Source organism: Flavobacterium sp. NPDC079362 (genome assembly GCF_050267765.1).
Classification (GTDB): domain Bacteria; phylum Bacteroidota; class Bacteroidia; order Flavobacteriales; family Flavobacteriaceae; genus Flavobacterium; species Flavobacterium azizsancarii.
Map to the genome: position 1 here is coordinate 29,681 of NZ_JBNNFM010000023.1, position 25,028 is coordinate 54,708.

Annotated in this window: 27 protein-coding genes; 8 read left to right on the forward strand and 19 right to left on the reverse strand. The window is 33.7% G+C overall.

Annotated features, from left to right (window positions below):
• Positions 1–60: 60 nt before the first annotated feature.
• The 10 genes from ACQKCJ_RS17495 to ACQKCJ_RS17540 all read right to left on the reverse strand — a co-directional run bounded on the left by ACQKCJ_RS17495 (position 61) and on the right by ACQKCJ_RS17540 (position 8,985).
• Positions 61–687 carry a 3'-5' exonuclease gene (locus tag ACQKCJ_RS17495; RefSeq protein ID WP_271335560.1) on the reverse strand — a complete coding sequence of 209 codons (627 nt, stop codon included), beginning with the start codon at positions 685–687 and terminating at the stop codon, positions 61–63.
• 2 nt (positions 688–689) lie between these two features.
• Positions 690–2,609 (reverse strand): DUF294 nucleotidyltransferase-like domain-containing protein, encoded by a 1,920-nt coding sequence (locus ACQKCJ_RS17500; RefSeq protein WP_271335561.1) that lies wholly within the window; start codon positions 2,607–2,609, stop codon positions 690–692.
• Between the two features lie 204 nt (positions 2,610–2,813).
• A complete protein-coding gene (locus ACQKCJ_RS17505) occupies positions 2,814–3,587 on the reverse strand; it encodes a TerC family protein (protein WP_427402552.1) in 774 nt (257 codons plus the stop codon).
• Positions 3,588–3,612: 25 nt separating this feature from the next.
• On the reverse strand, positions 3,613–3,984 hold the full coding sequence (locus tag ACQKCJ_RS17510) for a DNA topoisomerase IV (protein WP_271335563.1): 372 nt from the start codon (positions 3,982–3,984) through the stop codon (positions 3,613–3,615).
• A 187-nt stretch (positions 3,985–4,171) separates the two neighbouring features.
• Positions 4,172–4,747, reverse strand: a complete 576-nt coding sequence (locus ACQKCJ_RS17515) for a DUF1572 family protein (protein ID WP_427402553.1) — start codon at positions 4,745–4,747, stop codon at positions 4,172–4,174.
• A 141-nt stretch (positions 4,748–4,888) separates the two neighbouring features.
• On the reverse strand, positions 4,889–5,461 hold the full coding sequence (locus ACQKCJ_RS17520; protein ID WP_427402554.1) for a pentapeptide repeat-containing protein: 573 nt from the start codon (positions 5,459–5,461) through the stop codon (positions 4,889–4,891).
• A 55-nt stretch (positions 5,462–5,516) separates the two neighbouring features.
• On the reverse strand, positions 5,517–5,738 hold the full coding sequence (locus ACQKCJ_RS17525) for a DUF6095 family protein (RefSeq protein WP_271335566.1): 222 nt from the start codon (positions 5,736–5,738) through the stop codon (positions 5,517–5,519).
• A 207-nt stretch (positions 5,739–5,945) separates the two neighbouring features.
• A complete protein-coding gene (gene murQ / locus ACQKCJ_RS17530; RefSeq protein ID WP_271335567.1) occupies positions 5,946–6,758 on the reverse strand; it encodes an N-acetylmuramic acid 6-phosphate etherase in 813 nt (270 codons plus the stop codon).
• Between the two features lie 709 nt (positions 6,759–7,467).
• Positions 7,468–8,136 carry a ZIP family metal transporter gene (locus ACQKCJ_RS17535; protein WP_271335568.1) on the reverse strand — a complete coding sequence of 223 codons (669 nt, stop codon included), beginning with the start codon at positions 8,134–8,136 and terminating at the stop codon, positions 7,468–7,470.
• A gap of 84 nt (positions 8,137–8,220) precedes the next feature.
• Entirely contained in the window at positions 8,221–8,985 is a 765-nt protein-coding gene (locus ACQKCJ_RS17540) for a class I SAM-dependent methyltransferase (protein ID WP_271335569.1), read from the reverse strand.
• Between the two features lie 132 nt (positions 8,986–9,117).
• Here ACQKCJ_RS17540 and ACQKCJ_RS17545 point away from each other — a divergent pair, with 132 nt between their 5' ends.
• From ACQKCJ_RS17545 to ACQKCJ_RS17555, 3 genes are all read left to right on the forward strand, one after another.
• The gene (locus ACQKCJ_RS17545; protein ID WP_271335570.1) at positions 9,118–10,281 is read left to right on the forward strand and encodes a THUMP domain-containing class I SAM-dependent RNA methyltransferase; all 1,164 of its coding nucleotides are present in this window, start codon (positions 9,118–9,120) and stop codon (positions 10,279–10,281) included.
• A 138-nt stretch (positions 10,282–10,419) separates the two neighbouring features.
• Positions 10,420–10,656, forward strand: a complete 237-nt coding sequence (locus ACQKCJ_RS17550; protein WP_271335571.1) for a hypothetical protein — start codon at positions 10,420–10,422, stop codon at positions 10,654–10,656.
• Positions 10,657–10,665: 9 nt separating this feature from the next.
• The gene (locus tag ACQKCJ_RS17555; RefSeq protein WP_271335572.1) at positions 10,666–11,358 is read left to right on the forward strand and encodes an aspartate/glutamate racemase family protein; all 693 of its coding nucleotides are present in this window, start codon (positions 10,666–10,668) and stop codon (positions 11,356–11,358) included.
• 73 nt (positions 11,359–11,431) lie between these two features.
• On the opposite strand, the gene ACQKCJ_RS17560 is transcribed toward ACQKCJ_RS17555, so the two are convergent.
• The 3 genes from ACQKCJ_RS17560 to rlmD are packed head-to-tail and all read right to left on the reverse strand — an operon-like array spanning position 11,432 to position 14,202.
• Positions 11,432–12,250 carry a DUF6048 family protein gene (locus ACQKCJ_RS17560; protein ID WP_271335573.1) on the reverse strand — a complete coding sequence of 273 codons (819 nt, stop codon included), beginning with the start codon at positions 12,248–12,250 and terminating at the stop codon, positions 11,432–11,434.
• Positions 12,222–12,779 (reverse strand): DUF6452 family protein, encoded by a 558-nt coding sequence (locus ACQKCJ_RS17565; protein WP_271335574.1) that lies wholly within the window; start codon positions 12,777–12,779, stop codon positions 12,222–12,224. The genes ACQKCJ_RS17560 and ACQKCJ_RS17565 overlap by 29 nt, the downstream gene beginning before the upstream one ends.
• A 10-nt stretch (positions 12,780–12,789) precedes the next feature.
• On the reverse strand, positions 12,790–14,202 hold the full coding sequence (gene rlmD, locus ACQKCJ_RS17570) for a 23S rRNA (uracil(1939)-C(5))-methyltransferase RlmD (RefSeq protein WP_271335663.1): 1,413 nt from the start codon (positions 14,200–14,202) through the stop codon (positions 12,790–12,792).
• A 195-nt stretch (positions 14,203–14,397) separates the two neighbouring features.
• Between rlmD and ACQKCJ_RS17575 the strand changes: the two genes are divergently transcribed.
• The gene (locus tag ACQKCJ_RS17575; RefSeq protein WP_427402555.1) at positions 14,398–15,411 is read left to right on the forward strand and encodes a sensor histidine kinase; all 1,014 of its coding nucleotides are present in this window, start codon (positions 14,398–14,400) and stop codon (positions 15,409–15,411) included.
• A gap of 451 nt (positions 15,412–15,862) precedes the next feature.
• Here the strand turns inward: ACQKCJ_RS17575 and ACQKCJ_RS17580 are convergent, their stop codons facing one another.
• The 3 genes from ACQKCJ_RS17580 to epsC form a co-directional block, all read right to left on the reverse strand.
• A complete protein-coding gene (locus ACQKCJ_RS17580) occupies positions 15,863–16,849 on the reverse strand; it encodes an aldo/keto reductase (RefSeq protein ID WP_427402556.1) in 987 nt (328 codons plus the stop codon).
• Positions 16,850–16,959: 110 nt separating this feature from the next.
• Complete coding sequence (cysM, locus tag ACQKCJ_RS17585) at positions 16,960–17,847, reverse strand: cysteine synthase CysM (RefSeq protein WP_427402557.1); 888 nt, start codon at positions 17,845–17,847, stop codon at positions 16,960–16,962.
• Positions 17,844–18,635 (reverse strand): serine O-acetyltransferase EpsC, encoded by a 792-nt coding sequence (gene epsC, locus ACQKCJ_RS17590; RefSeq protein WP_427402558.1) that lies wholly within the window; start codon positions 18,633–18,635, stop codon positions 17,844–17,846. Before epsC ends, cysM begins: the two co-directional genes overlap by 4 nt.
• Positions 18,636–18,828: 193 nt before the next feature.
• On the opposite strand from epsC, the gene ACQKCJ_RS17595 reads away from it, so the two are divergent.
• The 3 genes from ACQKCJ_RS17595 to ACQKCJ_RS17605 all read left to right on the forward strand — a co-directional run bounded on the left by ACQKCJ_RS17595 (position 18,829) and on the right by ACQKCJ_RS17605 (position 20,665).
• Entirely contained in the window at positions 18,829–19,530 is a 702-nt protein-coding gene (locus tag ACQKCJ_RS17595; RefSeq protein WP_271335579.1) for a DUF1003 domain-containing protein, read from the forward strand.
• Positions 19,531–19,938: 408 nt separating this feature from the next.
• Positions 19,939–20,124 (forward strand): hypothetical protein, encoded by a 186-nt coding sequence (locus ACQKCJ_RS17600; RefSeq protein WP_427402559.1) that lies wholly within the window; start codon positions 19,939–19,941, stop codon positions 20,122–20,124.
• Positions 20,114–20,665 carry a Smr/MutS family protein gene (locus tag ACQKCJ_RS17605; protein ID WP_271335581.1) on the forward strand — a complete coding sequence of 184 codons (552 nt, stop codon included), beginning with the start codon at positions 20,114–20,116 and terminating at the stop codon, positions 20,663–20,665. The genes ACQKCJ_RS17600 and ACQKCJ_RS17605 overlap by 11 nt, the downstream gene beginning before the upstream one ends.
• Before the next feature lie 152 nt (positions 20,666–20,817).
• Here the strand turns inward: ACQKCJ_RS17605 and ACQKCJ_RS17610 are convergent, their stop codons facing one another.
• Positions 20,818–21,813: a hypothetical protein gene (locus ACQKCJ_RS17610; RefSeq protein WP_427402560.1), complete on the reverse strand. Its 996-nt coding sequence runs from the start codon at positions 21,811–21,813 to the stop codon at positions 20,818–20,820.
• 87 nt (positions 21,814–21,900) lie between these two features.
• Between ACQKCJ_RS17610 and ACQKCJ_RS17615 the strand changes: the two genes are divergently transcribed.
• Entirely contained in the window at positions 21,901–23,025 is a 1,125-nt protein-coding gene (locus ACQKCJ_RS17615) for a cysteine desulfurase family protein (RefSeq protein ID WP_427402561.1), read from the forward strand.
• 60 nt (positions 23,026–23,085) lie between these two features.
• Here ACQKCJ_RS17615 and ACQKCJ_RS17620 read toward each other — a convergent pair whose 3' ends face one another.
• Together ACQKCJ_RS17620 and ACQKCJ_RS17625 are read right to left on the reverse strand one after the other, a co-directional pair.
• Positions 23,086–23,646, reverse strand: a complete 561-nt coding sequence (locus ACQKCJ_RS17620) for an L-threonylcarbamoyladenylate synthase (RefSeq protein WP_271335584.1) — start codon at positions 23,644–23,646, stop codon at positions 23,086–23,088.
• 99 nt (positions 23,647–23,745) lie between these two features.
• Positions 23,746–24,900 carry an acyltransferase family protein gene (locus ACQKCJ_RS17625; protein ID WP_427402562.1) on the reverse strand — a complete coding sequence of 385 codons (1,155 nt, stop codon included), beginning with the start codon at positions 24,898–24,900 and terminating at the stop codon, positions 23,746–23,748.
• Positions 24,901–25,028 lie beyond the last annotated feature (128 nt).

The following is a 25,028-nucleotide window of genomic DNA, read 5'->3' on the forward strand; positions in this document are numbered from 1 at the left end:
TTTATATGATTGTTTTTCTAAAAATAATGCCCTATTTAATGATTAACGCAAACCTGATTGTTACTTAAACAGCGAATTCAAATTAACGTGTTTCTTCTCTTTTAGTTTTTTTATAATTTTCAAAAAGGCAATTGCGGTAATATAAGCATCTCCCAAAGCAGTATGTCTGTCCTTTTTAGAAATGTCAAATTTATCGGCAAGATCGTCAAGAGTATAATGATCTTTTCGCTCGAACAAATGCGATTGGATGAGTGTCTTTTTGTATAAAATAGCAGTATCTAATCGTTTATTAGTCAATTCAGGATCACCATTTCGTTCTAACGCTTTATTGATCATTGTAACATCAAAAACAGTATGATGCGCAATAATAATCGAATCACCCAGAAAAGCTAAAAATTGTTCTAAAGCCTCTTTTTCACTTGGTCGTTGAACAACGAAAGCCTTTAAAATACCATGAATCTGAGCCGTCGATTTGTCGTAATGATCTTGTTGTATATAAACTTCAAAACTATCCTGAACAGAGATAACCCCATTTTGTAAAACTAATGCTCCAATGCACAATATACGGTCGTTATCGTAATCAAAACCAGTTGTTTCTGTGTCCAGAACGACAAAACGAGTTTCTTCAATAGTGATGTTTTCATCAAAGAGATCTTCTTCTTTTTTCCAAAAATTAAATAAACTCATAGTTATACCAGATTTGAAACATTAAAACGTACCGAAATTAATTCCTGAAGTTCCTTGATGGTTTTAAAAGTGCGTTTCAGTTTTATCTTCTCCATTTTAGATAATGTTTCCAATGCAATAAATTGTCCTGAATCATTGTGTAGAAGTCCTTGTTTGGTTCTGAATTTCAATAAAGCCTTAAACGAGTACGAACAGGAAAGATATAATTCTCTATTGTTAGGTTCTAGATCTGCAAGTTTTTCGAATCGCTCAGCTGTATTACTGATACCTTTTATAGAATGTGATAATATCAAAACCCTTGCCGCATCTGTCAATGGCATTAAAGCCCTTCTTTTAATGTCAAAATGATCTTTATTCGCCCCATCTTGTTCTACTAAAAATTGCCTGAAAAATCCTGTTGGAGAAGGGCTTTGCAAAGCACCGCTAACTAAATGAACATAAAAAATAGGATTTGCTTTTACATTCTCAAAAATAAAATCAGACAGTTCATTTGTAATCGCGGCATCACCATAAGTTAAGCTATAATCGAAGAAAATAAAAGATAGTAAAACCTCATTCTTTCCTGGATTTGTGATCCAGTGATGTACCTGATTTTTCCATTCATCCAGACTCATGCACCATTTTGGGTTTGAGGCCATCATTTCGGCAGGGCAATAATCATAGCCAATTTCAAAAAGTCCCTTGTTGACAAGTGTGGCAAATTTTAGGAAATATATTTTTGTTTCCTCTTTAAAAACATCCGAAACATTTTCATAAACAATGGCATTATCCTGATCCGTATGAAGCATTTGTTCACTTCGTCCCTGGCTTCCTAACGCCAGCCATGCAAATTTTACAGGTGGCGGACTGCTCATTTTTTCTAATGATATTTCGATAACCCTGGTGATGCACGCTTCGTTTAGCTCAGTAATGATCTTAGAAATTAAAGTCATTGGTATATTTTGATCCAGATACCCTTGAAGCAATTGCATGATTCTGGCTCGAATAGGTTTAATCTCTTTGGCTTTTTTAGTTCTTTTAAGTGCTTTTATTAAAACGGCAGGATTATTTCCTAAAGCCACCATTACATCATGTTTGGATAAAATCCCAACGGCTTTAGTATTCGTTGTTCCGTCTTTTGTCAGGCATAAATAACTGATGTTACTTTTCATCATCGCCATTTGAGCCTCAGTAACTGTCATTTTTTTAGGATACGTAATAACGGGTTTCGTCATTATGGTTTCGGCAGTTGTGAGGATCGAATAATCGCCTGTAACAATTTTATTGCGTAAATCTTTGTCAGTAATAATTCCTATAGGCAGCATTTCGTCTACAATTAATATGGCGCCAACTTTATTCTTTGTCATGATTTTTGCAATATCCCGAGCCGTGGTCGACGGACTGCAAGTGACAATTTTCTTGGAATATTTTATGGGTTGTAAGTCAAAAGAATCTCTTTCAGAATGGTGGTTTTCATGCAGTAGATCATCGCCATATAATTTGTCTTTGTGAATATCAGAGTAAGGATTACGGGTGTTAGACGCATAACTTTCGATCAGGAAATTTCCAACATTTCTATTTTCAAGCGCATAAGGTTTAAAAACAGCAATAGGAACGGCATATAGGATGGTTTCTTCATACGCAACAGCCTCCATAATATAATTTTCCTGCGCCAAAAGCGGGCGCAATCCAAAAATATCACCTTCGTCGCACATATCTAAAACGGTATTTTTTGGACTTTTTTTAAGCGCAACAGCACCTTTATGAACGACATAAAAAGAGTCGTGAGTTTTGTCGTTTTCTGCAAAGATTACAGCATCTTTATCTTTATAAACAATAGAAATTTGTTCAGATAGTTTTTCTAAATCCTTTTGATGTAAAAAACTAAAAGGAGGGAAGTTCTTTAAAAAGTCGGCAACTCTTTGCGAAATAGTATTTTTCATACGTAAGATTTAGGTTCTAATGTAATACTTAAAATAGAAATGTAAAAGAAACACGCTTAAACTTTTTTGTTCTTGCTACAAAGTCACAAACGCACGAAGATTTGTTTATTCTTTGTATTTTTTAAAAGATGTTACAAATGAGTTTTTGTTTTCTGAGAAATGGTGGTATAAAAAAAGTTCCAATAGGAACTTTTAAATTATGATTTAAGATTGTCTCTTTCGAACCCGCATATTGATAAACTCTACAGCCAATGAAAACGTAATGGCAAAATACAAATATCCTTTTGGTACTGCGCCAATATGTTCTCCCAAAAGTGCAGCATTCGATAAATGCATACTTTCAGTAATCAGCATAAAACCAATCAGGATTAAAAACGAAAGTCCGAGTATTTGAATTGAAGGGTTTTTATTGACAAAATTTCCCACCGGAACCGCAAATAACATCATAACCAAAACTGAAATGATAACAGCCGTAATCATAATTGTTAAGGCACCGTGAACACCGTTTGTCATACCAACTGCCGTTAGAATCGAATCGACAGAAAATATTAAATCGATTAGTAAAATCTGGACAATAACATTCGAAAATGATTTTTTTGCAGCATTGCCAATCGTCTTTTCCTCATCGCCCTTATGATCTACTTTTTCGCTAATTTCCTTCGTACTTTTATAAATCAGAAATAAACCTCCAAGAAATAAAATCAATGCCTGACCAGTAAAGTCGCCTTCAAACCAACCCCAGTGAATACTGAAAATGGTGGCTTTCATGGCAATCAGATACGAAATACCCATCAATAAGGCGATACGCATAAACATAGCCAGAAACAAACCGATTCGGGTTGCTTTTTTACGATCTTCTTCAGGCAATTTGCCAGTTACGATCGATATAAAAATAATATTATCAATTCCTAAAACAATTTCAAGAAAAGTCAGAGTCAATAAAGCGATCCATGCATCGGGATTCAAAAATACTTCCATACTAAAAATTGTTTAGTTAGATTAATTATTCCAATTTTACTACTGTTCCGCGTTGTTTCTGATCAGAACCCACCATTCCAAATTCAAACGTATAAGAATCTTTAGAAGTTGTTAAAATCTTCATATTGATAGCTTTTTCTTCTGCCATGTTTTTTGGGTGTTTCTTTTGCAGGATATATTCACAATCACTTACCCAACGTACTGTCGATGTATCTGTTTTACCTTCAAAAGTTTCGATTTCTATCCCATCTTTACGTTCAAAGACTGTCGTTTTTTTTACGCCGTTTACATCAAACTCAAATTTGAATTTTCCGGTTTTAAAATCTTTGCAATTATGTTCTGCATCATAACAAGATACTAAGGTAAGTAACGGAAGTAAGAATACTATTTTTTTCATTTTAAATAATTTGTTTTTTAAGGAGCTATTCCTGCTTTCCATTTCAATCTTTTTGTTTTTAAAGAAAAAACAAAAAGGATTTCCATTACAATCAGGGCTAGGGCAATCGTTTTTATCACACTAAATGAAGTTGAAAGAATTTGTTCGTTTTATTAGGGCTTCGACTCCGCTCAGCCTGACAAACGGATCATTTCAATCTTTCTAATTCATCATCGGTAAAGTTCTTGATTTCTTTTTCCTTGGCAAACTTTTCGGCGTTATAATTTCCGGAATTATTTCTGGGAATCGATAAACTATTCCAGGAAGCATTTTTTAATTGTTTCGCATAAAATACAATTTGTCCCACATGATACGGATAATGTGCTAGTTGACGATTTATGGCTTCGATAACAGTGTGACCTTCATTACGAATGTAAATAATATCCGAAAGTTGTTCTGGTTTTAAGCTGTTTAAGGTATTGAGAAAACAATCCCATCCTTTGTTCCAGACGATTAAAACTTCCTCTTTGGATTGTAAATCATTATCAAATTCGGCGTCTCGATTGCGCCATTCTTTTTCGCCATCAGAAGTTAAGAAATCGGACCATCTTGAAAGCATGTTTCCCGAAATGTGCTTAATTATAGTTGCAATACTATTAGTGTCTTCGTTTACAGTAACAAAAAGCTGTTGAGGCTCTAATTGGTCTATGGCTTTTTCGCCCAGTGTTTTGTAATATAAAAATTGCTTTTTAACACTTTCTAAATAAGATTCTGTTGCTTCCATAATTATTTTATTTGTTGCCACGAATTTGCTTCGCCTGTTCGCTATCGCTCAAGTCACGAATTTATAAGTCTGCAAAAAAAAACAATTCGTGCTAATTCGTGAAATTTGTGGCTTTTATTTTAAAATTATTAATATTAGATGTTAGACAATTTTAATATCGTATTTATCTAAAAGACCCACAATTCCATCATTAGAAAATTGCGCTTTTTTCATTGGGTTAAATTCCGGATCAATTTTATAATTGTATGCCGTCTTAAAATTAACAGCAGCCAATTGGGTATCGTTAAAAATAGCTCCTTCGAGATTACAATTATCAAAAACCGAACTCGTTAAGTTGGTTCCTATAAAAGTAACTTCTCTAACTGAGCAATTAATAAATTTGGTTTTGGCCATTTTTTTATTTGAAAAAATGGCATAATCTAAAGTGCTTTCCTCAAAATAAACCTGAAATAAAAAATCGTCACATTCGTTGAAAGCAATTCCAAGAAGTTTGCAGTTTTTGAAACTTACATTTTTTAAACTTGTACCTGATAAACTCGTCATCGACAAATTGCAATCAATGAATTCGCAGTCTAAAAAGGTATTGTATGCAAAGTTACTGTTCGAGAAATCACAATTTTTAAAAACACAATCTTCAAACTCCCGATTGTTTATTTTTTTATCAATATAAGTGACTTTCTCGAAGGTTTTCTGAATGTGAATTAGACTTTCCATATTTTAATTATATTGGATATTTTTTTAGTAATGATGCTAAACCCGGGCGTGTAATTTAGTCGTTAAACAAACCTTTCATAATAATTTTCAATCCGTAAAAAATTAAAAACATTGCACTCAGACAAGCTACAATTCCAATTCCTAAAACTAAATAATGCCAATTGGTATGCTGATTCATAAAAGCATTGTAAATCAATGAAGGACCAATAAATAAAAGTGGTAATGAACCTGACATATATTTAATTCCTTTTCCTAATAATTCTTTATTTGTTGACATAATTTCTTGTTTGATTTGCAAAGTTTCCGGTTTCAGGTTTCTTTTAGTTTCAGGTTTATCGCAACCTTGTCATTTCGACGCAAGGCGAAATCACACAAGAAACTCCCAATATATATCTTCAATCTTTGTCGATTTGCGAGTGTAATTTCGCCTTGCATCGAAATGAATATTGTGTTGTAAAAAGATATTGCTTATTCACAAAAGCTTTTACTTTTTATAATTATCAACAGCATTTCGTACGCTGCCGTATTTTTTTAATAATTCTGAACCTTCTTCATACGAAACAGGAATTTCGCCCATAATCATTTTCACGCCGCGATCTACCAATTTAATATTACTTAATTGCATATCGACCATTTTGTTGCCTTTTACTTTTCCCAACTGAATCATTGCAGCTGTAGAAATCATATTCAGAACTAGCTTTTGAGCTGTTCCGGCTTTCATTCTGGAACTTCCGGTAATAAATTCAGGTCCTACAACTACTTCTACAGGAAATTGAGCTGTTAATGCTAGCGGGCTTCCCTCATTATTAGTAATACAGCCGGTAAGAATATTATTTTGATTACAGGTTGTTAAGCCGCCAATAACATAAGGAGTTGTTCCGGAAGCAGCGATACCAATCACGACATCATTCGCACCTATATTATTGTTTTGCAAATCGATCCAGGCTTGGGTGGCATTGTCTTCGGCATTTTCTACGGCACGACGAATAGCAGAATCTCCACCGGCAATAATTCCGTTTACTAAATCAAAAGGAACGCCAAAAGTGGGAGGACATTCTGAGGCGTCTACAACACCTAAACGTCCGGATGTTCCGGCTCCAATATAAAACAATCTCCCGCCCAATTTTAGTTTAGCGACCACTTGCGCAACCAGTGCCTCTATTTGTGGTATTGCTTTTTCAACTGCATTAGGAACGGTTTTATCTTCCTGATTGATGTTGGTAAGCAATTCATGCAGAGACATTATTTCTAAATGTTCGTATTTTGAAGATTGTTCTGTAGTTTTGGTAAATGCCATTTTTTCGTGTTAATTAAGCCGGCTCAAAATTAATCTTTTTTATTGCAATCCCGAAATTTAGAACGTAAAGTAGCGAAGATTAAAAAAACTTTTTTCTTTTAATTCTTACACGGCGATTGCTTTACTGAATCTTCGGGTGAATGATGTTTTTTAGTCAATTAGAAAATTGAAATTATAACATAAATAAAGGTATGTGTATTCTAACAAGTTTTTAAAACCTGTTAGGTGTTTTTTGCGTGAGGGATAGTGGTCAATGTCATTAATTTAATTTTTTTTGATCAAAATTTTTCTCTCAATCCCAAAACTTCGGGACGGCGCTACAAAATAAAGCATACCTCTGGAATTTTAGAAAGAGTTCCGGAGGAACAAAATATATTGTAGGGATGGATTTTAATCGATTATTCGCAAAGTTTAAACGCAATCTTGTCATCCCAAGGAACGAGGGATCACACTAGTATTTCCGTTCAGATATTCGCCAATCTTTGTCGAGTTTCTTGTGTGATCTTTCCTTCGTCGAGATGACAAGATTGCGGATTCTGATAGAGGTATTGATAAAGAAATAGTTAATCCGTATTCAAAAATCTCTTAACTTAATGACATTGGGATAGGAGATCCGTCACGGAGGAAAGGATAGTCCGACTGGATTTGCGAAAGGTGCATGTAAGTGGTTTGTTAAATAACGCCTTTTGTGAATTTGGTCACGCCCGGATTATAACATAAATGCCAGTAAAATTCCCAGAACAATCATAGAAACTTTGGCAATATTGAACTTATGTCCTTCGCTGCTTTCGAAAATAATTGTGGATGAAATATGAAATAAAATCCCAATTACGATCGCAGTGATTTCAGTATAATATTCATTTAAAAAAGGCAAATATTCGGATGCAACCGTACCAAGCGGCGTCATAAGTGCAAAAGTAAGCATGAAAACAAAAATGGCTTTCTTGTCAAGATTTGCATTGATAAAAAAGGTTGTTAAAATCACTGCAATTGGCAAATGGTGAATTGCTATACCAAGTGCTAAATCGTGATGATGACTTACGGGGAAACCTTCTAAAAAAGCATGAATGCACAAGCTTATAAAAAGCAACCACGGAATCTGACTCATTTGTGCATGTCCGTGTACGTGACCATGCTCAGCTCCTTTAGAGAAAAACTCTAAGATGATCTGGAATAAAATTCCAACCATAATAAAGATACCAATATTATGATTGTGTGTTTCGTAAACTTCCGGAAGCAAATGCATTACGGTTAACGACAATAAAAATGAACCGCTAAAAGCAAGCAATAATTTTAGATTGGTCTTATTTTTTGGTTTTAAAAACAAAGCCAGAATATAACCTAAAAGTACAGAAAATAAGGGTAAAAGATAATTCATTTTTTATTGTTTAATCGTTGATTTGTTTAATCTGTTAATTGTTTATTCGACTAAACGGTTTAAACAATTAACGATTCACCAATTTTACTTAAAAATCATGATTAATCGTTCGCTTTCGGTTTTATGAAACTTTTTGAGTTTATAATCTCCAAAAATATCCAATAGAAAAATTCCGGCTTCTTCCATTAAATCTTCAAAATCTTTTAGGGTTAAAGCTTTTACTTTTTCGGTAAAATGATATTGACGCCCTTGGTCTTCAAAATCTATTTCCTTAAAAATATGTCCGTCCTGAACATATCTTTTGATTTTAAAATCGATATCGTCAACGGTTTTTACTTCTTCCGGAACTAAAGTTTCAATTACATTGGCCACATTCATAAAATCGATTACGGCAAAACCATATTCAGATAAACTTTCTTTAATGGCTTTTAGCGTTGTTAGATTGTCATCATCGTTTTCGAAATAACCAAAGCTCGTAAACAAATTAAAAATGGCATCAAATTTTTCATCAAAAGGTTCACGCATATCGTGCACTTTAAAATGCAGGGTTTCGTTGCTGTTTTTGCTGGCTTCGGCAATGCTGTTTTCAGACAAATCAGCACCAAGAACATTAAAGCCTAATTGATTCAAATAAATAGAATGGCGCCCTTTTCCGCACGCTAAATCCAGCACTTTTGCTTTTTCAGGCAAGTTTAGATAATGTGTAAGGTTATCCATAAAAATCTGTGCCTCGCGGTAATTTCTATCTTTATAAAGTATGTGGTAATAAGGAGTGTCAAACCATGATGTAAACCAATTTTCGGTATTACGCTCCTGATTTGGTGTTGATGAGTTTGGTGCTTCAGACATTTATTCTATTTCAATTAATTCAAAGTCCCGCAAATTTAGTGTATTTTTGCCGAAAAATAACTATTTCGCGACGATACCTGAATAATCAGATTTGTGTCTGCGATCGGAGTTTTTTTTAATACAAAAATAAAGATGGAAGAAAATTTTAGAATGATTGCCAAATGTTTTTTTGGTTTTGAAGAAATATTAGAGAAAGAATTAAAAGACCTTGGTGCTCAGGACGTCGAAAAAGGGGTGAGAATGGTAAGCTTTAAAGGTGATAAAGGTTTTATGTATAAAGCTAATTTATCGTTGCGTACTGCGCTTAAGGTTTTAAAACCTATTTACTCGTTCAGGGCTAATAATGAACAAGCATTATATAAAGGGATTTCTGGTGTAAACTGGTCAAAACTTTTAAATGCAAACCAGACTTTTGTGATTGATGCAACGGTGCATTCGACTTATTTTAATCATTCTGAGTTTGTTTCTCAAAAATGTAAAGATGCAATTGTAGATCAGTTTAGAGAAAGAACGGGACAGCGCCCAAGTATTGATAAAGCTTTTCCTGATTTACGAATCAACGTTCATATCGATAAAGACCAGGTTTCGGTTGCTTTAGATACTTCCGGAAATTCATTGCACCAGCGTGGATACAGAACGGCTACGAATATTGCGCCTATCAACGAAGTTTTGGCAGCAGGAATTTTGTTGTTATCAGGCTGGGAAGGACAAAGCCACTTTTTGGACCCAATGTGTGGTTCAGGAACTTTCCTTGCAGAAGCGGCGATGATTGCTTGTAATATTCCGGCAAATATAAATCGTAAAGAATTTGCTTTTGAAAAATGGAAAGACTGGGATAATGATTTGTTCGAACAGATTATAAACAGTTTGATGAAGAAAACAAAAGAGTTTCATTATACTATAAAAGGTTTTGATAAAGCGCCAAGTGCTGTAAACAAAGCCAAAGATAATATCAGGAATGCTAATCTTGAAGATTACGTTTCGATTGAAGAAAATAACTTTTTTGATACTGAAAAATCAGTAGAAGGAAAATTGCATATGGTTTTTAATCCGCCTTATGATGAGCGTCTGGATATTCATATGGAAGAGTTTTACAAAAATATTGGTGATACTTTAAAGAAAAGCTATCCGGGAACAAATGCCTGGTTTATTACAGCAAATCTTGAAGCATTGAAATTTGTAGGTTTAAAACCTTCTCGTAAAATCAAACTTTTCAACGCAAGCCTTGAAGCGCGTTTGGTAAAATACGAAATGTACGAAGGAAGTAAGAGAACGAAATTTCAAGTTTCTGAATAAAGCTTCTAAGATGCTAAGTTTCTAAGTTAATAAGAAGTTTGGCTGAGAATAAAATATAATTTTAGGTTAAAGAAACTAAGTTATAAAGAGAAAATCTTAGAAACTTAGTACCTCAGGACCTTAGCAACTTAAAAAGAAATGACAAAATTACAAGTAAGAGCTTTTTTATACCAATTGGGGTGTTTCGCAATTTTATTTATTGCAGGAAGGTATGTAGTAGCGATGTATACAGGATTAACAGGACTTTGGATTCCGATGACTGCTTTTATTATAGCAACTTTGATTTCGCCTAAATTTCAGGCAGTAAAAACTAAGGATGGCGAAAAGCTTTTTATGAAATGGATTTTCATGAAGGGTATCAGAGAAATAGGATAGATCAGTTTTATGAAGATAATTGGGCTTATAGGCGGGATTAGTTGGGTTTCTACCGGTGATTACTACAAACTTATAAATCAGGGTATAAATGATAAATTGAGAGGGTTAAACTTCTCGGAGTGTTTGATTTACTCTTTTAATTATGCTGATATAAAAAGGAATAACGAAAACAACGATTGGGATTCTACTTTTAATATGCTTTTAAAAGGATGTCAATTCTTAAAGCAGGGCGGGGCAGAAGCAATTGTATTGTGTGCAAATACGATGCATTTTATCGCTGACAGACTTGAAGCGGCAATAGATTTACCTATTATTCATATTGCAACAGTAACATCGATCGAAATTCAGAAACAAGAATTGAAAAAGGTTGGTTTGTTGGGGACTAAGTTTACAATGGAACTCGATTTTTTTAAAGATAAACTTATCGATAAAGGAATAGAAGTTTTGATTCCGAATAATGATGACGATAGGGATTTTCTTCATACTACAATTTTTGAAGAACTAGGAAGAGGAATTGTAACCGCAGCAACTAAAAAACGTTATTTGGAAATTGCCAATCAATTAATAAAAGAAGGAGCGGAAGGAATTATTTTAGGATGTACCGAAATTCCTTTAGTGATACAAGCAGAAGATCTTTTGGTACCCATTTTTGATACTGCTTTGATACATTCAAATGCAGCTGTTGAATTTCAGCTCTCTTAAGATTAGAACGTAAATAGAAAAGCCATGAATTTAAATTAATTAAGTTCATGGCTTTTTTTATTTTTAGAAGAGACTATTTTTTAGGGGCTTCTTTGGTATTGGTCAATACGGGGATAATTGTTTTTTTCTTATAAAGCGGAATAAAATAGGAAACGGTATAATTGAATCCTACTCCAAAATTACCATCATAAGTCCTGTTAAAGCCCGGAATGTATAGGTTGTCAAAACCAGATGGTTTTGAGTTGGCTACTAACATTTTTAACTGAACGCCAAACCCAACAAATACATTATTAAAAACCTTTGCTTTTAGTCCCATGGCAACTTCGATCCATCCGGCTGTAAGGCCAGTATATTTTTGACCATCAACAATTGGGGGTTGTTCTCCCCAATACGGATTTGCGTTGTAGATTTTGTAGCTGTTTAACTGTTGGCTAAAAGTACTAAAACCACCACGCATACCTATTGTAATTAAGTTTTCCATGTCCATCCAGTTTTCATATAAATTATAGTCAAAACCTCCTTTAATATAAGTTCCTGTAGCTGTTGAATTTAATCTGGTATCATCTGTAGTTTTGTCTTCAAAACCAAGTTCGGCAGCGATATAGTATTTTTTCGTTAAACGAAAATCACCCACAACTTCAATTCCTTTATAATCTTTATCATAAAGACCACGGGTTAACTTGTATAAATCAACTCCTACACGAAGGCCATAGCGATCTGTTTTGATGCTGTCTTTTTTTACTTCCTGGATTTCAGGTTTTGCGGCTCCGGTTTTAGGTTTTTCCTGAGTGGTACCTTTTGTTATTGTTTTAGTCGATGTTTCCTGGGCTTGAGCCAAAAACATTGAAAACAATAAGCAAAAACTAAAATAATACTTTAATATGTGTTTCATTTTCAGAATCGACTTTAGGTTGTAATACGATAACTCTTTGCATCCAGAGTCCATCATTGTTTGGGTCCGTTTGCTCGAAAGGGCTTGATACTGGATCAGCAAGCGATAGTGGGTCTAACTGAAAAATCGTTTTAAAACCACAAGCTCTGGATACATATACGTTTTCACGTGTATAGTTGAATTTTATTACATCTGTATTTATTGCAGCGGGATTAGGATTTCCTGAATCCAGAATAAAACTATAGGTAACTGAATTTTCATTTGTTTTTAACGGTATAGAAATAGTATTAGCACTGGTTCGATACTTTGTGATGGAGTCGCCACTTTTATTGAAAATAATTCCATTAGACTGATCTTTACCAATTACTTTTAAGTTGGTAACATTTTTAGCTAAGCTAGGAGTCTTGACTTCATAAAAGGAAATCACTAATCGGGGAGTAGTGGGCGTATTTGCATCACAAATATCATCTTTCTCACAGCTGGATAAACCAAAGGTAAAGACTAAGAAAAGACAGATTATTTTTTTCATTTAAATTTTATTAGCGAAGTTCTAAAAGTACAACATTTTCGACATGATGCGTTTGTGGAAACATATCAACAGGTCTTACACGTGTTACCTTATATTTTTCGTCCATCAAAGCCAAATCACGTGCTTGTGTAGCTGAATTACAACTTACATAAACTACTTTTTTAGGTGCGATTTTTAGAATTTGATCGATAACTGCCGCATGCATACCATCTCTTGGAGGATCTGTAATAATAACATCCGGTTTTCCGTGTTCTGCAATGAAGCTTTCGTTAAAAACGACTTTCATATCACCTACAAAAAACTCACAATTCGTTATATTATTGCGTTCTGCATTTGCTTTAGCGTCTAAAATAGCTTCAGGTACACTTTCTACACCAATTACTTTTTTTGCTTTTTTAGAAACAAACTGTGCAATAGTTCCAGTTCCTGTATATAAGTCATAAACAGTTTCGTCTCCGGTAAGTCCTGCAAAATCACGTGTTATTTTGTATAATTCGTAAGCTTGGTCAGAGTTGGTTTGGTAAAAAGATTTAGCGTTGATGCTAAATTTTAAACCTTCCATTTCTTCAAGGATATAATCCCTGCCTTTGTACAGCTTAATATTCTGATCGTAGATAGTATCGTTTTGTTTTGAGTTTACGACATATTGTAATGAAGTAATTTGCGGGAACTTCTCGTAAAGGTGATCTAAAAGAAGCTCACGATTTTTCTTGTCATTTTCGTAAAACTGAATCAAAACCATGATTTCGCCAGTAGAAGCTGTACGAATCATAAAAGTTCTTAATAAACCAGATTGTTCTCTTGGATTAAAAAAAGCTAAATTATGTTCGTTAGCAAAATCCCTGATTTCGTTTCTGATTGCATTAGATGGATCTTCCTGTAAGTAACATTTTTGAATGTCAAGGATTTTGTCCCACATCTTAGGGATATGAAAACCTAACGCATTTCTGTTTCCTAAATCTTCAGTGCTTTCAATTTCTTTTTCAGTTAACCAACGGCTGTTAGAAAACGAAAATTCCATTTTATTTCTGTAGAAAAACTGTTTTTCTGAACCCAAAATAGTTTCGAATTCAGGAAGTTCAACTTTTCCTATACGCTGTAAATGATTTTTTACCTCGTTTTGTTTGTAATACAGCTGTTGGCTGTATTTCATATTTTGCCATTTACATCCACCACAAACTCCAAAATGATCGCAAATAGGTTCAATGCGATGCTCTGATAATTCATGAAATTTTACGGCTTTACCTTCATAGTAGGCTTTCCTTTTTTTGAAAGTTTGTACGTCAACTACATCACCCGGAACCACGTTCGGTATAAAGATTACTTTTCCGTCAGGAGCCTTTGCTACTGATACTCCTTTTGCCCCGGCATCAAGAACTTGAATTTGATGAAAGACAACTTTGTCTGTATTTTTTCTTCCCATAGCGCAAAAATAAGTGTTTGTAAACTTTTTCAAATTTAAATTTCAAAATATTTTATCAAATTGTTTAATTTATTATTTTAATTGACTTTAAAAGTTAACTTTGTTTTTAACAATTTGCCCAAATCCTCCTTTTTTTAACCTAGATTATTGTTGTTTTTTATGAAGTTGTATCATAATCTTTCACAAATTGGCTTTTTGAAAAAAAGTTATGCGTTCAAGTTTTTATTTGTTGCCTTTGTTGGTATACATATCCCTTTGATCGGAATTTTATTTTTTGTGCTTTATTACAATCACAGTGTTTCGCCTACTTCAATATTGGTTTTCTCATTAATAATGACTTTGCTGGCTACCGTACTAACGCTAATAGTGCTCAATCAATTGATTAAGCCAATATCAATTGCATCGAAAGCATTAGACGATTATAGAAATAATAGAAAATTATCTGTTTTGCCAACTGAATATAGTGATGAAGCCGGTTTGTTAATGGCTAATATTCAGGAATCTATTTATGAAGCTGAAAGTTTTATAAACGAAAAGCAGGATTTGATTTACATGCTTTCGCACGATTTAAAAAATTTTGCAGGAAACCCGCAAGGTTTGGCTAATTTAATTATAACCGAAAATCCTTCTGAATCAATACGCCAATTGGCAGAGTTAATTCGTGAATCGACAAATTTACAATTTCGATACATCGAAAATTTTATCAAATTACTGCAAGAGCAGGATCGTGTTGTAAAAGGAAATCTGGAACTAAGAACGATTTTGTTTCCCGGTATTTTACCTTTTATTAACGAACAGGTAGAACAGCGTTTGGTAGATAAAAATATAAAATTGAGTTTAGATTTAGGACTTACTGAAGCTAAACTTAGAATTGATGAAGGTTTGTTGATTCAGGTTATAGTCAATTTAATAAGTAATGCTATTAAATTCTCTTATTTTGATAGCGAAATTAAGGTTAGAATTTATAATGATAATTCAAAATTTGTCATAACGGTAACTGATGCGGGAATTGGCTTTGATAAAAGTCAGATTGATGAATTGTTCAAGAAGTTTACAAAAATGAGCCGATTAGGAACCGCAAATGAATCCTCGACAGGAATTGGATTGTATTTGTGTAAAAAAATCATCGAAAAAAATAAGGGGACTCTTAATGCAACCAGCGAAGGTAGAAATAAAGGTGCCGAATTTAGAATTGAGTTTGATGTATAGGTTTCTACTTAATTTCTATATTTTCATTGCCTTCATCATCTTCTTCTAAAAAAAGTTTCCATTTTAGTTTTTTTGCAATATCTAAAAAAGTATTCTGATAAATTTGCTGATCTATATTTTTTCCTTTAGAACAAACTATCGCGATTAGTTCACATGGAAATTTTCTTTCTGTGACGAATGAAAATTTCCATCTGAAGTTTCAACTAAAATTATGTCTGTCCACGGAAAAACTTCTTTATTGTTGAGACATTGGTGATTTTTCTTTATAAAGAGATTGGTTTCAATAAAAACCTGCATTGCTTTTTTTATATGTACTTTTTGACTAAAATTCTCATCGCTTTGAATATTGTAGTAACTATATCTGTCGCTCCACATTTCTTTTATGAGTTTATATTTTAAAGAGGTCAAAAACTTAGAACCTCAGCACCTTAGAATCTTAGTACTTTTTAAGTTACCATAACTGATGTACAGAAGGTTTTATATGCTCTTCATAAATTTTATTCATTGCCGAAATTTTCTCAGGAGTTAATTCAGGAAAGTCATAAACAGATAAGTTAGACAGTACATGATTAGCTGTTGAAGCCCCCGGAATGATGCAGCTGATATCTTTAAAACTCAAAATCCATTGTAGTGCGATAGGCGCCAGGTTAGTTGTTTTGGGAAATAAAGCCTTTAGTTTTTCAACCGCTTTTAATCCCAATTCGTAATCGATGCCTGAAAAAGTTTCGCCTTTATCAAAAGCATCTCCGTTACGATTGAAATTACGGTGATCTTGTGTATCAAAAGTTGTCTTTGCATCAAATTTACCAGTCAAAAGACCGCTTGCTAAAGGTACTCTCGCAATAATCCCGATATCTTTCTTTCTGGCCTCAGAGAAAAATAATTCTGAAGGACGTTGGCGAAACAGATTAAAAATAATCTGAACCGTAGTTACATTCGAAAATTCAATTGCTTTTAGCGCTTCTTCGACTTTTTCGACACTAACACCCAGATTTAGGATTTTCCCCTGATCTTTTAATCGATCAAAAAGTTCAAAAATTTCAGGTCGGTAAAAAACTTCAGTAGGAGGACAGTGCAGCTGAATTAAATCTATAGTTTCTAATCCCATTCTTTTCAAACTGTCTTCAACGAATTTCTGAAGTACTTTTGGCTGATAGCCTTCACTCACATGAGGATTTATATGGCGGCCGCATTTTGTGGCAACATAAATACGTTCCGATCTTGAACGCACTACACGTCCAACAGCAGTTTCGCTCAATCCGTTTTCATAAACATCAGCAGTGTCAATAAAATTCACACCGTTGTCAATTGCAGTATTTATCAGTTCGTCTGCAGTTTTATCATTAAATCCTGATCCCCATTTTCCTCCAACTTGCCAGGTTCCAAGTGAGATTTCAGAGATATTAAAATTCGTTTTTCCTAGTTTTCTATAGTTCATTTTTTTGAGGTGCTAAGTTGATAAGGTTCTGAGTTGCTAAGTTTTCTTTAAGATATTCTCTAAACAAATCTTAGCAACTTAGTAACTCAGAACCTTAGTGTCTTTATTCTTTAATCAAATAAATCCGATGATAAATATCGATCGCCACGATCACAAATAATTGCTACGATAACTCCGGATTCTAATTGTTCTGCAATTTTTAAGGCAACAGCAACAGAACCTCCGCTGCTCATTCCTGCAAAAACACCTTCTTCGAGAGCTAATCGTTTTGTCATAACACGCGCTTCCTCTTCGCTTATATCTACAACCGTGTCTACTTTTGAAGCATCAAATATTTTAGGTAAATATTCTTGTGGCCATTTACGGATTCCCGGAATCTGAGAGCCGTCGCTTGGTTGCGCACCTATAATCTGAATTCCAGGATTTTTTTCCTTCAAATAAGTCGAAGTTCCAATGATAGTTCCCGTTGTGCCCATAGCCGAAACAAAGTGAGTTACAGTTCCGTCAGTATCGTTCCAGATTTCAGGACCAGTGGTTTTGTAATGCGCTTTCCAGTTATCATCATTTGCAAATTGATTTAGCATGATGTAACCACCTTCTGCTACCTTTTTGTCGGCATAGTCGCGTGAACCAATAATTCCTTCGCTAGCGGGCGTTAAAATCACTGTAGCGCCATAAGCTCGCATAGTTTGAGTTCTTTCTTTTGTAGAATCTTCCGGTAATACCAATTCGATCTCAATTTGAAACAATTGTGCGATCATTGCAAGAGCAATTCCCGTATTGCCACTTGTGGCTTCAATAAGCTTGTCGCCTTTTTTAATATCACCTCTTTCAAGAGCAGCAGCGATCATGTTATATGCCGCTCTGTCTTTTACGCTTCCGCCCGGATTATTTCCTTCCAGCTTCAGTAAAAGTTTTACATTTTTATTCTTAACCAAATTGACAGTTTCCATCAAAGGAGTATTTCCAATTAGGTTTAGCAATTTCTGTGCGTTCATTTTTTTTCTTTTATTTTAACTTCAGTTGTAGTAGTGTTGGTTACGATAGAATCTTCAGGAATCGATTTGGTTACCCAGGCATTTCCTCCCACAATACTATTTTTGCCAATAATAGTTTCACCTCCCAGAATAGTAGCGTTCGCATAAATGCAAACATTCGCTTCGACGGTTGGATGTCTTTTTGCATTTTTCATTTCCTTGCTTACGCTCAAAGCGCCCAAAGTAACACCCTGATATATTTTTACGTGTTTTTTAATCACAGTCGTTTCACCAATAACAATTCCGGTGGCGTGGTCAATAAAAAACGGAGAATCAATATTTGCACCCGCATGGATATCCGTTCCCGTAATTCTGTGGGCATATTCGCTCATTAATCTCGAAAACAATAATAAGTCCAGATGATACAATTCATGACTTAAGCGATAAATAGCAATCGCATAAAAGCCGGGATAGCCCAAATAAACTTCATCGATACTATTTGATGCCGGATCGTTTTCTAAAATATATTCAGCATCCTGATTTAGTTTTTCTAAAACTCCCGGTAGCTTTTCTAAAAACCGGTCCCAGATCGATTCGCATAAGTTTTCAGGTTTTTTGCAAGCCAGTACAGCAATTTCTTTAAATCGTATTTCGAGCTCGTCAATACTTTGAGCCAATGCTGCATTCGAGTCAAAAAGGGTATAAAAAAGCTTTTCGGTAAAATCTTCAGTTTTGGTTTTGATACCGTAATTTATATTAGAATGGCTTTTTAGAGCTTTTATATTCTGTATGATAGTGTCTTTTGTCACAATTGAATAATTGAGTGGATTTTTTAAAACGTTAAAAGTAATGCGTTTTTTGTAAATAAAGGCACGAATTATATAAAGAAATTTTGTTTTGAGAATTGTATTTGTGATAAATAAAAGAAATATAAAGGAACATTTTTTATATGATTCTAAAGAAGTTAAATGCGTAAATTAGCCCGTAAAATTTATAAAAAAAATGAAAAACAATTCGACCTTTAAGAGTGCTATATCTAATCTTTCTTTTCCTGAAAAGGAGAAAATTTGGGGCAAATCTATTCATGACCCAATTCTGGGACTTATTGTTAAAGACCATCCCTCTTTTAGCGAGGATGATTGTATTGCAGTAAAAGAGCTAAATCTATACCGTCAAAAATACATTTCGAATTATTTGTCTACCGAAATCGGAACGCTTTCCGATCTTGAAAAAAGTGTTATCGATTCTCTGAAAGAGGATAAATCAATAGTGAGTATTGTCGAAGATGAACAGGAGCTAAGAAGTTTTGGTCAAAAGATAGCCGATAAAGTTGCTGACTTTGGCGGAAGCTGGACTTTTATTATTTCCTTTTTACTTTTTATCGTAGTCTGGATTGGTGCCAATGTTTACATTTTGGTCAATAAAGGTTTTGATCCGTATCCGTTTATTTTGCTTAATTTAATTTTATCCTGTATTGCTGCTTTGCAAGCTCCGGTAATTATGATGAGTCAAAATCGTCAGGAAGAAAAAGATAGAAATCGTGCCAAGAAAGATTATATGATCAACCTGAAATCTGAATTAGAGATCAGAATGATTCACGATAAAATTGATCACTTGATTATGCATCAGCAACAAGAATTAATCGAAATTCAGAAAGTTCAAATCGAGATGATGAATGATATTCTGAACCAGATTAAAAAATAATTTCTGAAGGTTTTCAACTCAGAAAAATCAGATTTCGAAGTGTTGTAAAAAACTCTTTCCGATATAAAAAAGAAGGTTTAAGAGGGGGAAAAGAAAAGTACATTTTTGACGTTTTCGTGATGATTGAAAAAAAAAAACAGAGTCATGAAAATGAAAATATAAACGATGAAATTGATACTGGAATTTGATCCGAAAGACTGTTTTAAAAAGTAAGAATAAATCAGGATGGTAGTAGGTTTCTAATATTCGATTTTGGGTCGTGTTTTTAAATTCGAAGAAGGTTGTTTTTTGTGATTAATTCGGTATTGTCATTTTGTGCAATTTTGAAAAAAAATAGAGGATAAGATTTTAGGAGTGATGAACTTCTATTTTAAAGTTTCTTACTTTTGAATTCTTATACATGAAAATATGAAAGCTTTTAAAATTTTAATAATGATCCTTGCAATTTCGGTTGCGTTATATGAGCAGGTATCAGCAGAAAAAAATATCTATATTATGGTAATTGCGATTGCAGTTTTCATGTATGGAATGATGCAGTTGAGTGCAAAAACACCGAGTAAAAATCAAGATAAAGAGGAACAAGATGCTGACTAAAGGAGATAAAGTTTCAGTCTTAGACGAAGCAATAAACGGAACAGTGGTTTCGGTGAAAAACAATGAGGTTTTGATCGAAACTGAAGATGGATTCATGATGACATTTTTTGTCAATGAGTTGATTAAAAATCAGGAAACCAGTAATTTAATGAATTCTATTAGAAGAATTGATTTAGATGAAATTTCGAGAGAGAAAACAGAGCCAAAACCAAGGAGTTTTGTTAAAGAAAAGAAAGATAAGCGTGAAATTTCGGCTCCGGAATTTGATTTGCATATCGAAAAATTGGTTCCAAATAAACGCGGAATGTCGAATTATGATATCCTGACTTTACAGACTGAAACGGCAAAAAGACATATTGAATTTGCGATTCGAAATCGCATTCCCAAGATTGTTTTTATTCATGGTGTTGGTGAAGGAATTCTAAAATCCGAGCTTGATTTTTTATTGGGTCGTTACGACGGAATTGATTTTCAGGATGCTAATTATCAGAAATATGGCTTAGGTGCAACCGAAGTTTATTTTAGACAAAACAATAAGTAAGTTATTTTTTAGCGTTAAAACTGTTCGTTTTAGTGCATAAAAAAAACGTCCGTTTTCTTTCTAATTCTGTAATAAGATTAGTTTGAAAATGGACGTTTTTTTTTGTAAGAATAAAAAAAAGGTTTTTCTAATAAAAAGAGCTTTATTTTTTACTAAGGCAGTATAATAGTTACGGTACCTAAAACGAAATTATCTCCTAGTTTAAAAGTAGTATTTCCTTTTTGTAATGTTGCTTTTTTAAGCACTATTGTATGTTTATATACCTTAAGAGAATGAGTGGTAGTTACCTGTATTATACCACTTACATCAGCAAGTCCGTCCTTACCAAACCATGTGTCTAATACAGCAGGTGATGCAGGTGTTTGGCTGTTACAAAAGTAAGTACTTGCATTTACAGGCAATACCCCGGCATAGGTTCTGTAATATAATTTATTAAAAGAGTTTAAGTTGATTGCACTTTCTCTTGGTTCTCCTGTTGGGGTATCTTCATTCACAATTATATTGTCACTTAAGTTTTCCAGAACAAGAGAAGATGTCGTGTTTTCGATATAAACTTTCTTTTGATCGGGACAATATTGAGCGGTTTGAGCGCTAAAATCTACAACTACCGGAGTAACTGTTGTTACGAAATTTCCAAAATCAAATACGTCATTCACCTGGTCTATTCCGGATGGTTTAGCAAAAGTGATATTGTTAAAAACAATATTATGGGTGTAACCTGTAATTTTACTACTTCCTGTAGCATCATCTATTACTTCGTTTTGTGTCGTACTAATTACAATTTTTCCTGCTTTGGCTTGCCATTCTTCTGTTACACTTGGTGATGTTGGTGGTATTGTACCACAAATGTTGGCTGTCTCAACTTTACCGTTATAAGCTCTGTAAACGACACGGTATAAATTGTTGTCAATATTATAGATTACTGGAGCTCCAGGTAATGTTACATCGTTTATAATCATATTGTCCGGTAACTGTATCAATAAAGATTCCTGACTCTTAAGCCTGTATACTAAGCTGTTCGTTAATGTATTGCAGGTTTGAGATGAAATAGTAGGGTCATCAAAATCAATAGTGTCAACTGTTAAATCACCGTCATCGCAACCGTTTAATAAGAGTGCGAATACTAGAAGGCATGCATATTTTTTCATCGTAATTTTATTTGACGTCAAAAATAGTGAAAAATTTGGCAAATGATATTTAAGAATAGACAATTGATATTTCATAACTTTGCAATAATGAAAAAAGTATACCTCGATAACGCCTCTACAACTGCTATGCGTCCTGAAGTTATTCAGGAAATGACAAAAGTTATGACAGAAGATTTTGGTAATCCTTCTTCTACACATAGTTTTGGAAGAAACGGAAAGACTATTTTGGAGCTTTCCAGAAAGAGTATAGCCAAATATCTAAATTGTTCTGCACAAGAAATTATTTTTACTTCAGGAGGAACTGAGGCTGATAACTGGATACTTCGTTCTGCAGTTGAAGATCTTAAAATAGAACGTATCATTACCACTAAAGTAGAGCATCATGCTGTTTTGCATACTGTTTTGGTTCTGGAATCTGAATATAATGTTCAGGTTGATTACGTAAATATGAATCCCGACGGAAGTATCGATTTAACCCATTTGTCTAATTTACTGGCTCAGGAAAAAAAGACAATTGTGAGTCTGATGCATGTAAATAACGAAACAGGGGCCATTTTAGACCTGAACAGGGTTGGTGTAATCTGTAAGCAATATGGTGTTTTATTTCATTCAGATACCGTTCAGTCTGTGGGTAAAACTGAAATTGATTTGCAGAAAACCCCGGTCGATTTTATTATTGCCAGCGCACATAAATTTCATGGGCCAAAAGGAGCTGGATTCGCTTTTATTAGAAAAAATTCTGGATTACAACCCTTAATTTTTGGTGGAGAACAGGAAAAAGGACTTCGTGCAGGAACTGAAGCAGTGCATCAAATTGCAGGAATGGCAAAAGCTTTATCTCTTTCGTATGAGAATTTAGATCATGAAAGAATATATATAACAGAGTTGAAAATGTATCTTATTGATCAGCTTGAAATTCATTTTCCGGGATTTAGAATCAATGGTAAAAGAGATGATTTTTATAATATTATCAATATTATTTTACCTTTTTCTGCTGATAAAACTTCGATGCTTTTGTTTAGTTTAGATATGAAAGGAATCGCTGTTTCAAGAGGAAGTGCATGCCAGTCCGGAAGTATAAAGCCTTCGCATGTTTTAAAAGAAATGCTTTCAGAAACAGATTTAAAATTACCAAACCTGAGAATTTCGTTCAGTCATTATAATACAAAAGAAGATATAGATTGGCTAATTGAAAGCCTGAAAAGCGTTTAACTAGGTTCAGAGCTTCAAGTTTCAGGTTATTTAACCAGAAACTTGAAACCTGAAAAAAAACTATTTTCTAATTACCTTAACCTGTGCGTCCTTTGTTAATTTTATGATTGTTGAAGGCTTTCCTGCAACTTTATCATGATATAGATTAACCACATAATCAACGCCTTTAATGATTTCAGGACTAATATCCTTGAAAGCAATAGGAGTAGGCTGTCCCGAAATATTAGCCGAAGTTGAAACCAAAGGTTTTTTCATTCTTTCTAATAATTTAAAGCAAAAAGGCTCTTTTACCAAACGAATTCCAAGTGAATTGTCTGCTGCAATAATATTTGGAGCAACATTTCTTGGTTCATCCAGAATCAAAGTTGTAGGTTTTTCAGATAAATCTAAAATCTGCCAGGCAACTTCAGGGATGTTTTTAAATACGTTATACATCATTTTCTCGCCGTTCATCAGTACAATCATGCTTTGTGTTTCTGCACGTTGCTTGAGTTTGTAGATCTTGGCAACAGCTTCAGGATTTGTAGCATCGCAACCAATTCCCCAAACGGTATCAGTAGGATAAAGTATAATTCCGCCCTCTTTGATGACTTCGTATGCTTTTAAAATTTCTTCGTTCATTCTATAATTATATACTTGTTTTGTACGCTTGCTTAAGCTGCAAAGGTATAAATAAAAAGAAGATGAATTATTTGTACCGCACGATCAAATAATCAGCTGTTATGATTTTTTTGTTTTATTTCTCTTAGATATCGACATCAAAGGTAATTCGATATACTTAAAAGTAAGCTGACAAATCAGTATCAGAGGAAAAACAGAAGCTGTAATAACAAGCCAAAACTCGGTATTAGTTAGTGTTTTTGCTCTTTCAAGACCAATTATAAAATAGAATATTATGAATAATAAAATACCGTGCAACAGATACAAACTGTATGTTATTTGTCCGAATTTGCGTGAAAAAGCACTTGATAAAATACCAAAGAAGTTATTTCCTGAAGCAATAATCAAAAATACAACGGATGATATTACAATCTGAATTGGTTTTCTGCCACCATTGAAAAAGTAGACTGAAATTGATAATAGAAGTATAGCTAGAAGAGTATATTTTTTCTGCTTTAAGATCCCTTCAAACTTTTTAGTATTGAGTAAGATGGCAACAATTATACCGCCTACAAAAGGCATAAAATGTCTCAAAGACGATTTGTTAATGATCATGATTACTGCAGCCGCAGCCGTAAAAGCCAATACAGCTTTTAGATTTACTTTTATTTTAAACCATAAAGCAATAAGCGGTAACAAAAAGTAAAACGTCCATTCGTAAGGTAATGTCCAGGTTATTCCGGAATTCAGTATAAAGGTATCTTCTAATCCGTTTAGGTTTGAATTTTTGCTCACGTTAAAAAATAACCACGAAAGTGTACTTTTTAAGTTTTCGATAAACGGAACCCTTATTGTAAACTGGGTCAAATAGGCAACTAAAAAAAAGATGATAATTACCGAGAAAAAATACATTGGAAAAAGTCTGAAAAACCTTGATTTAAGATAGTCTGACCAATCGATTACCCCAGTTTTATTATTGAATAATTTAGTAGTAAATAAAAAGGCAGTAATTATAAAAAAGAAAACAACAGTCGTTTCTCCAAATTGATTAAATAAGTTCGATGCAGGATCTTCCCAGTTTTTAGTTTTTAAAAATACCTGCCATATGTAACTGTGATGCAAGAAAACGAAAAAGGCTAAATATCCTCTCAATCCGTCAATTTCAGGATATCGAATTTCACTTAAATCAGTTTTTATAAGCCTGTTTACAAGTAAAACAGATATAATCAGCACAACTAATATAGGAAGCAGAAAGGCGTAAATGGTAAAATTCATTTTTTTATGTGATTGAATAGTACCATGTTACCATTGTTTTTAAAATAGTTTAGTGGTATTTAAATTTTTTGCAAACATACTGAATGATACATATAATTGAAACAATATGATTGTAAAAGTGATGTTTT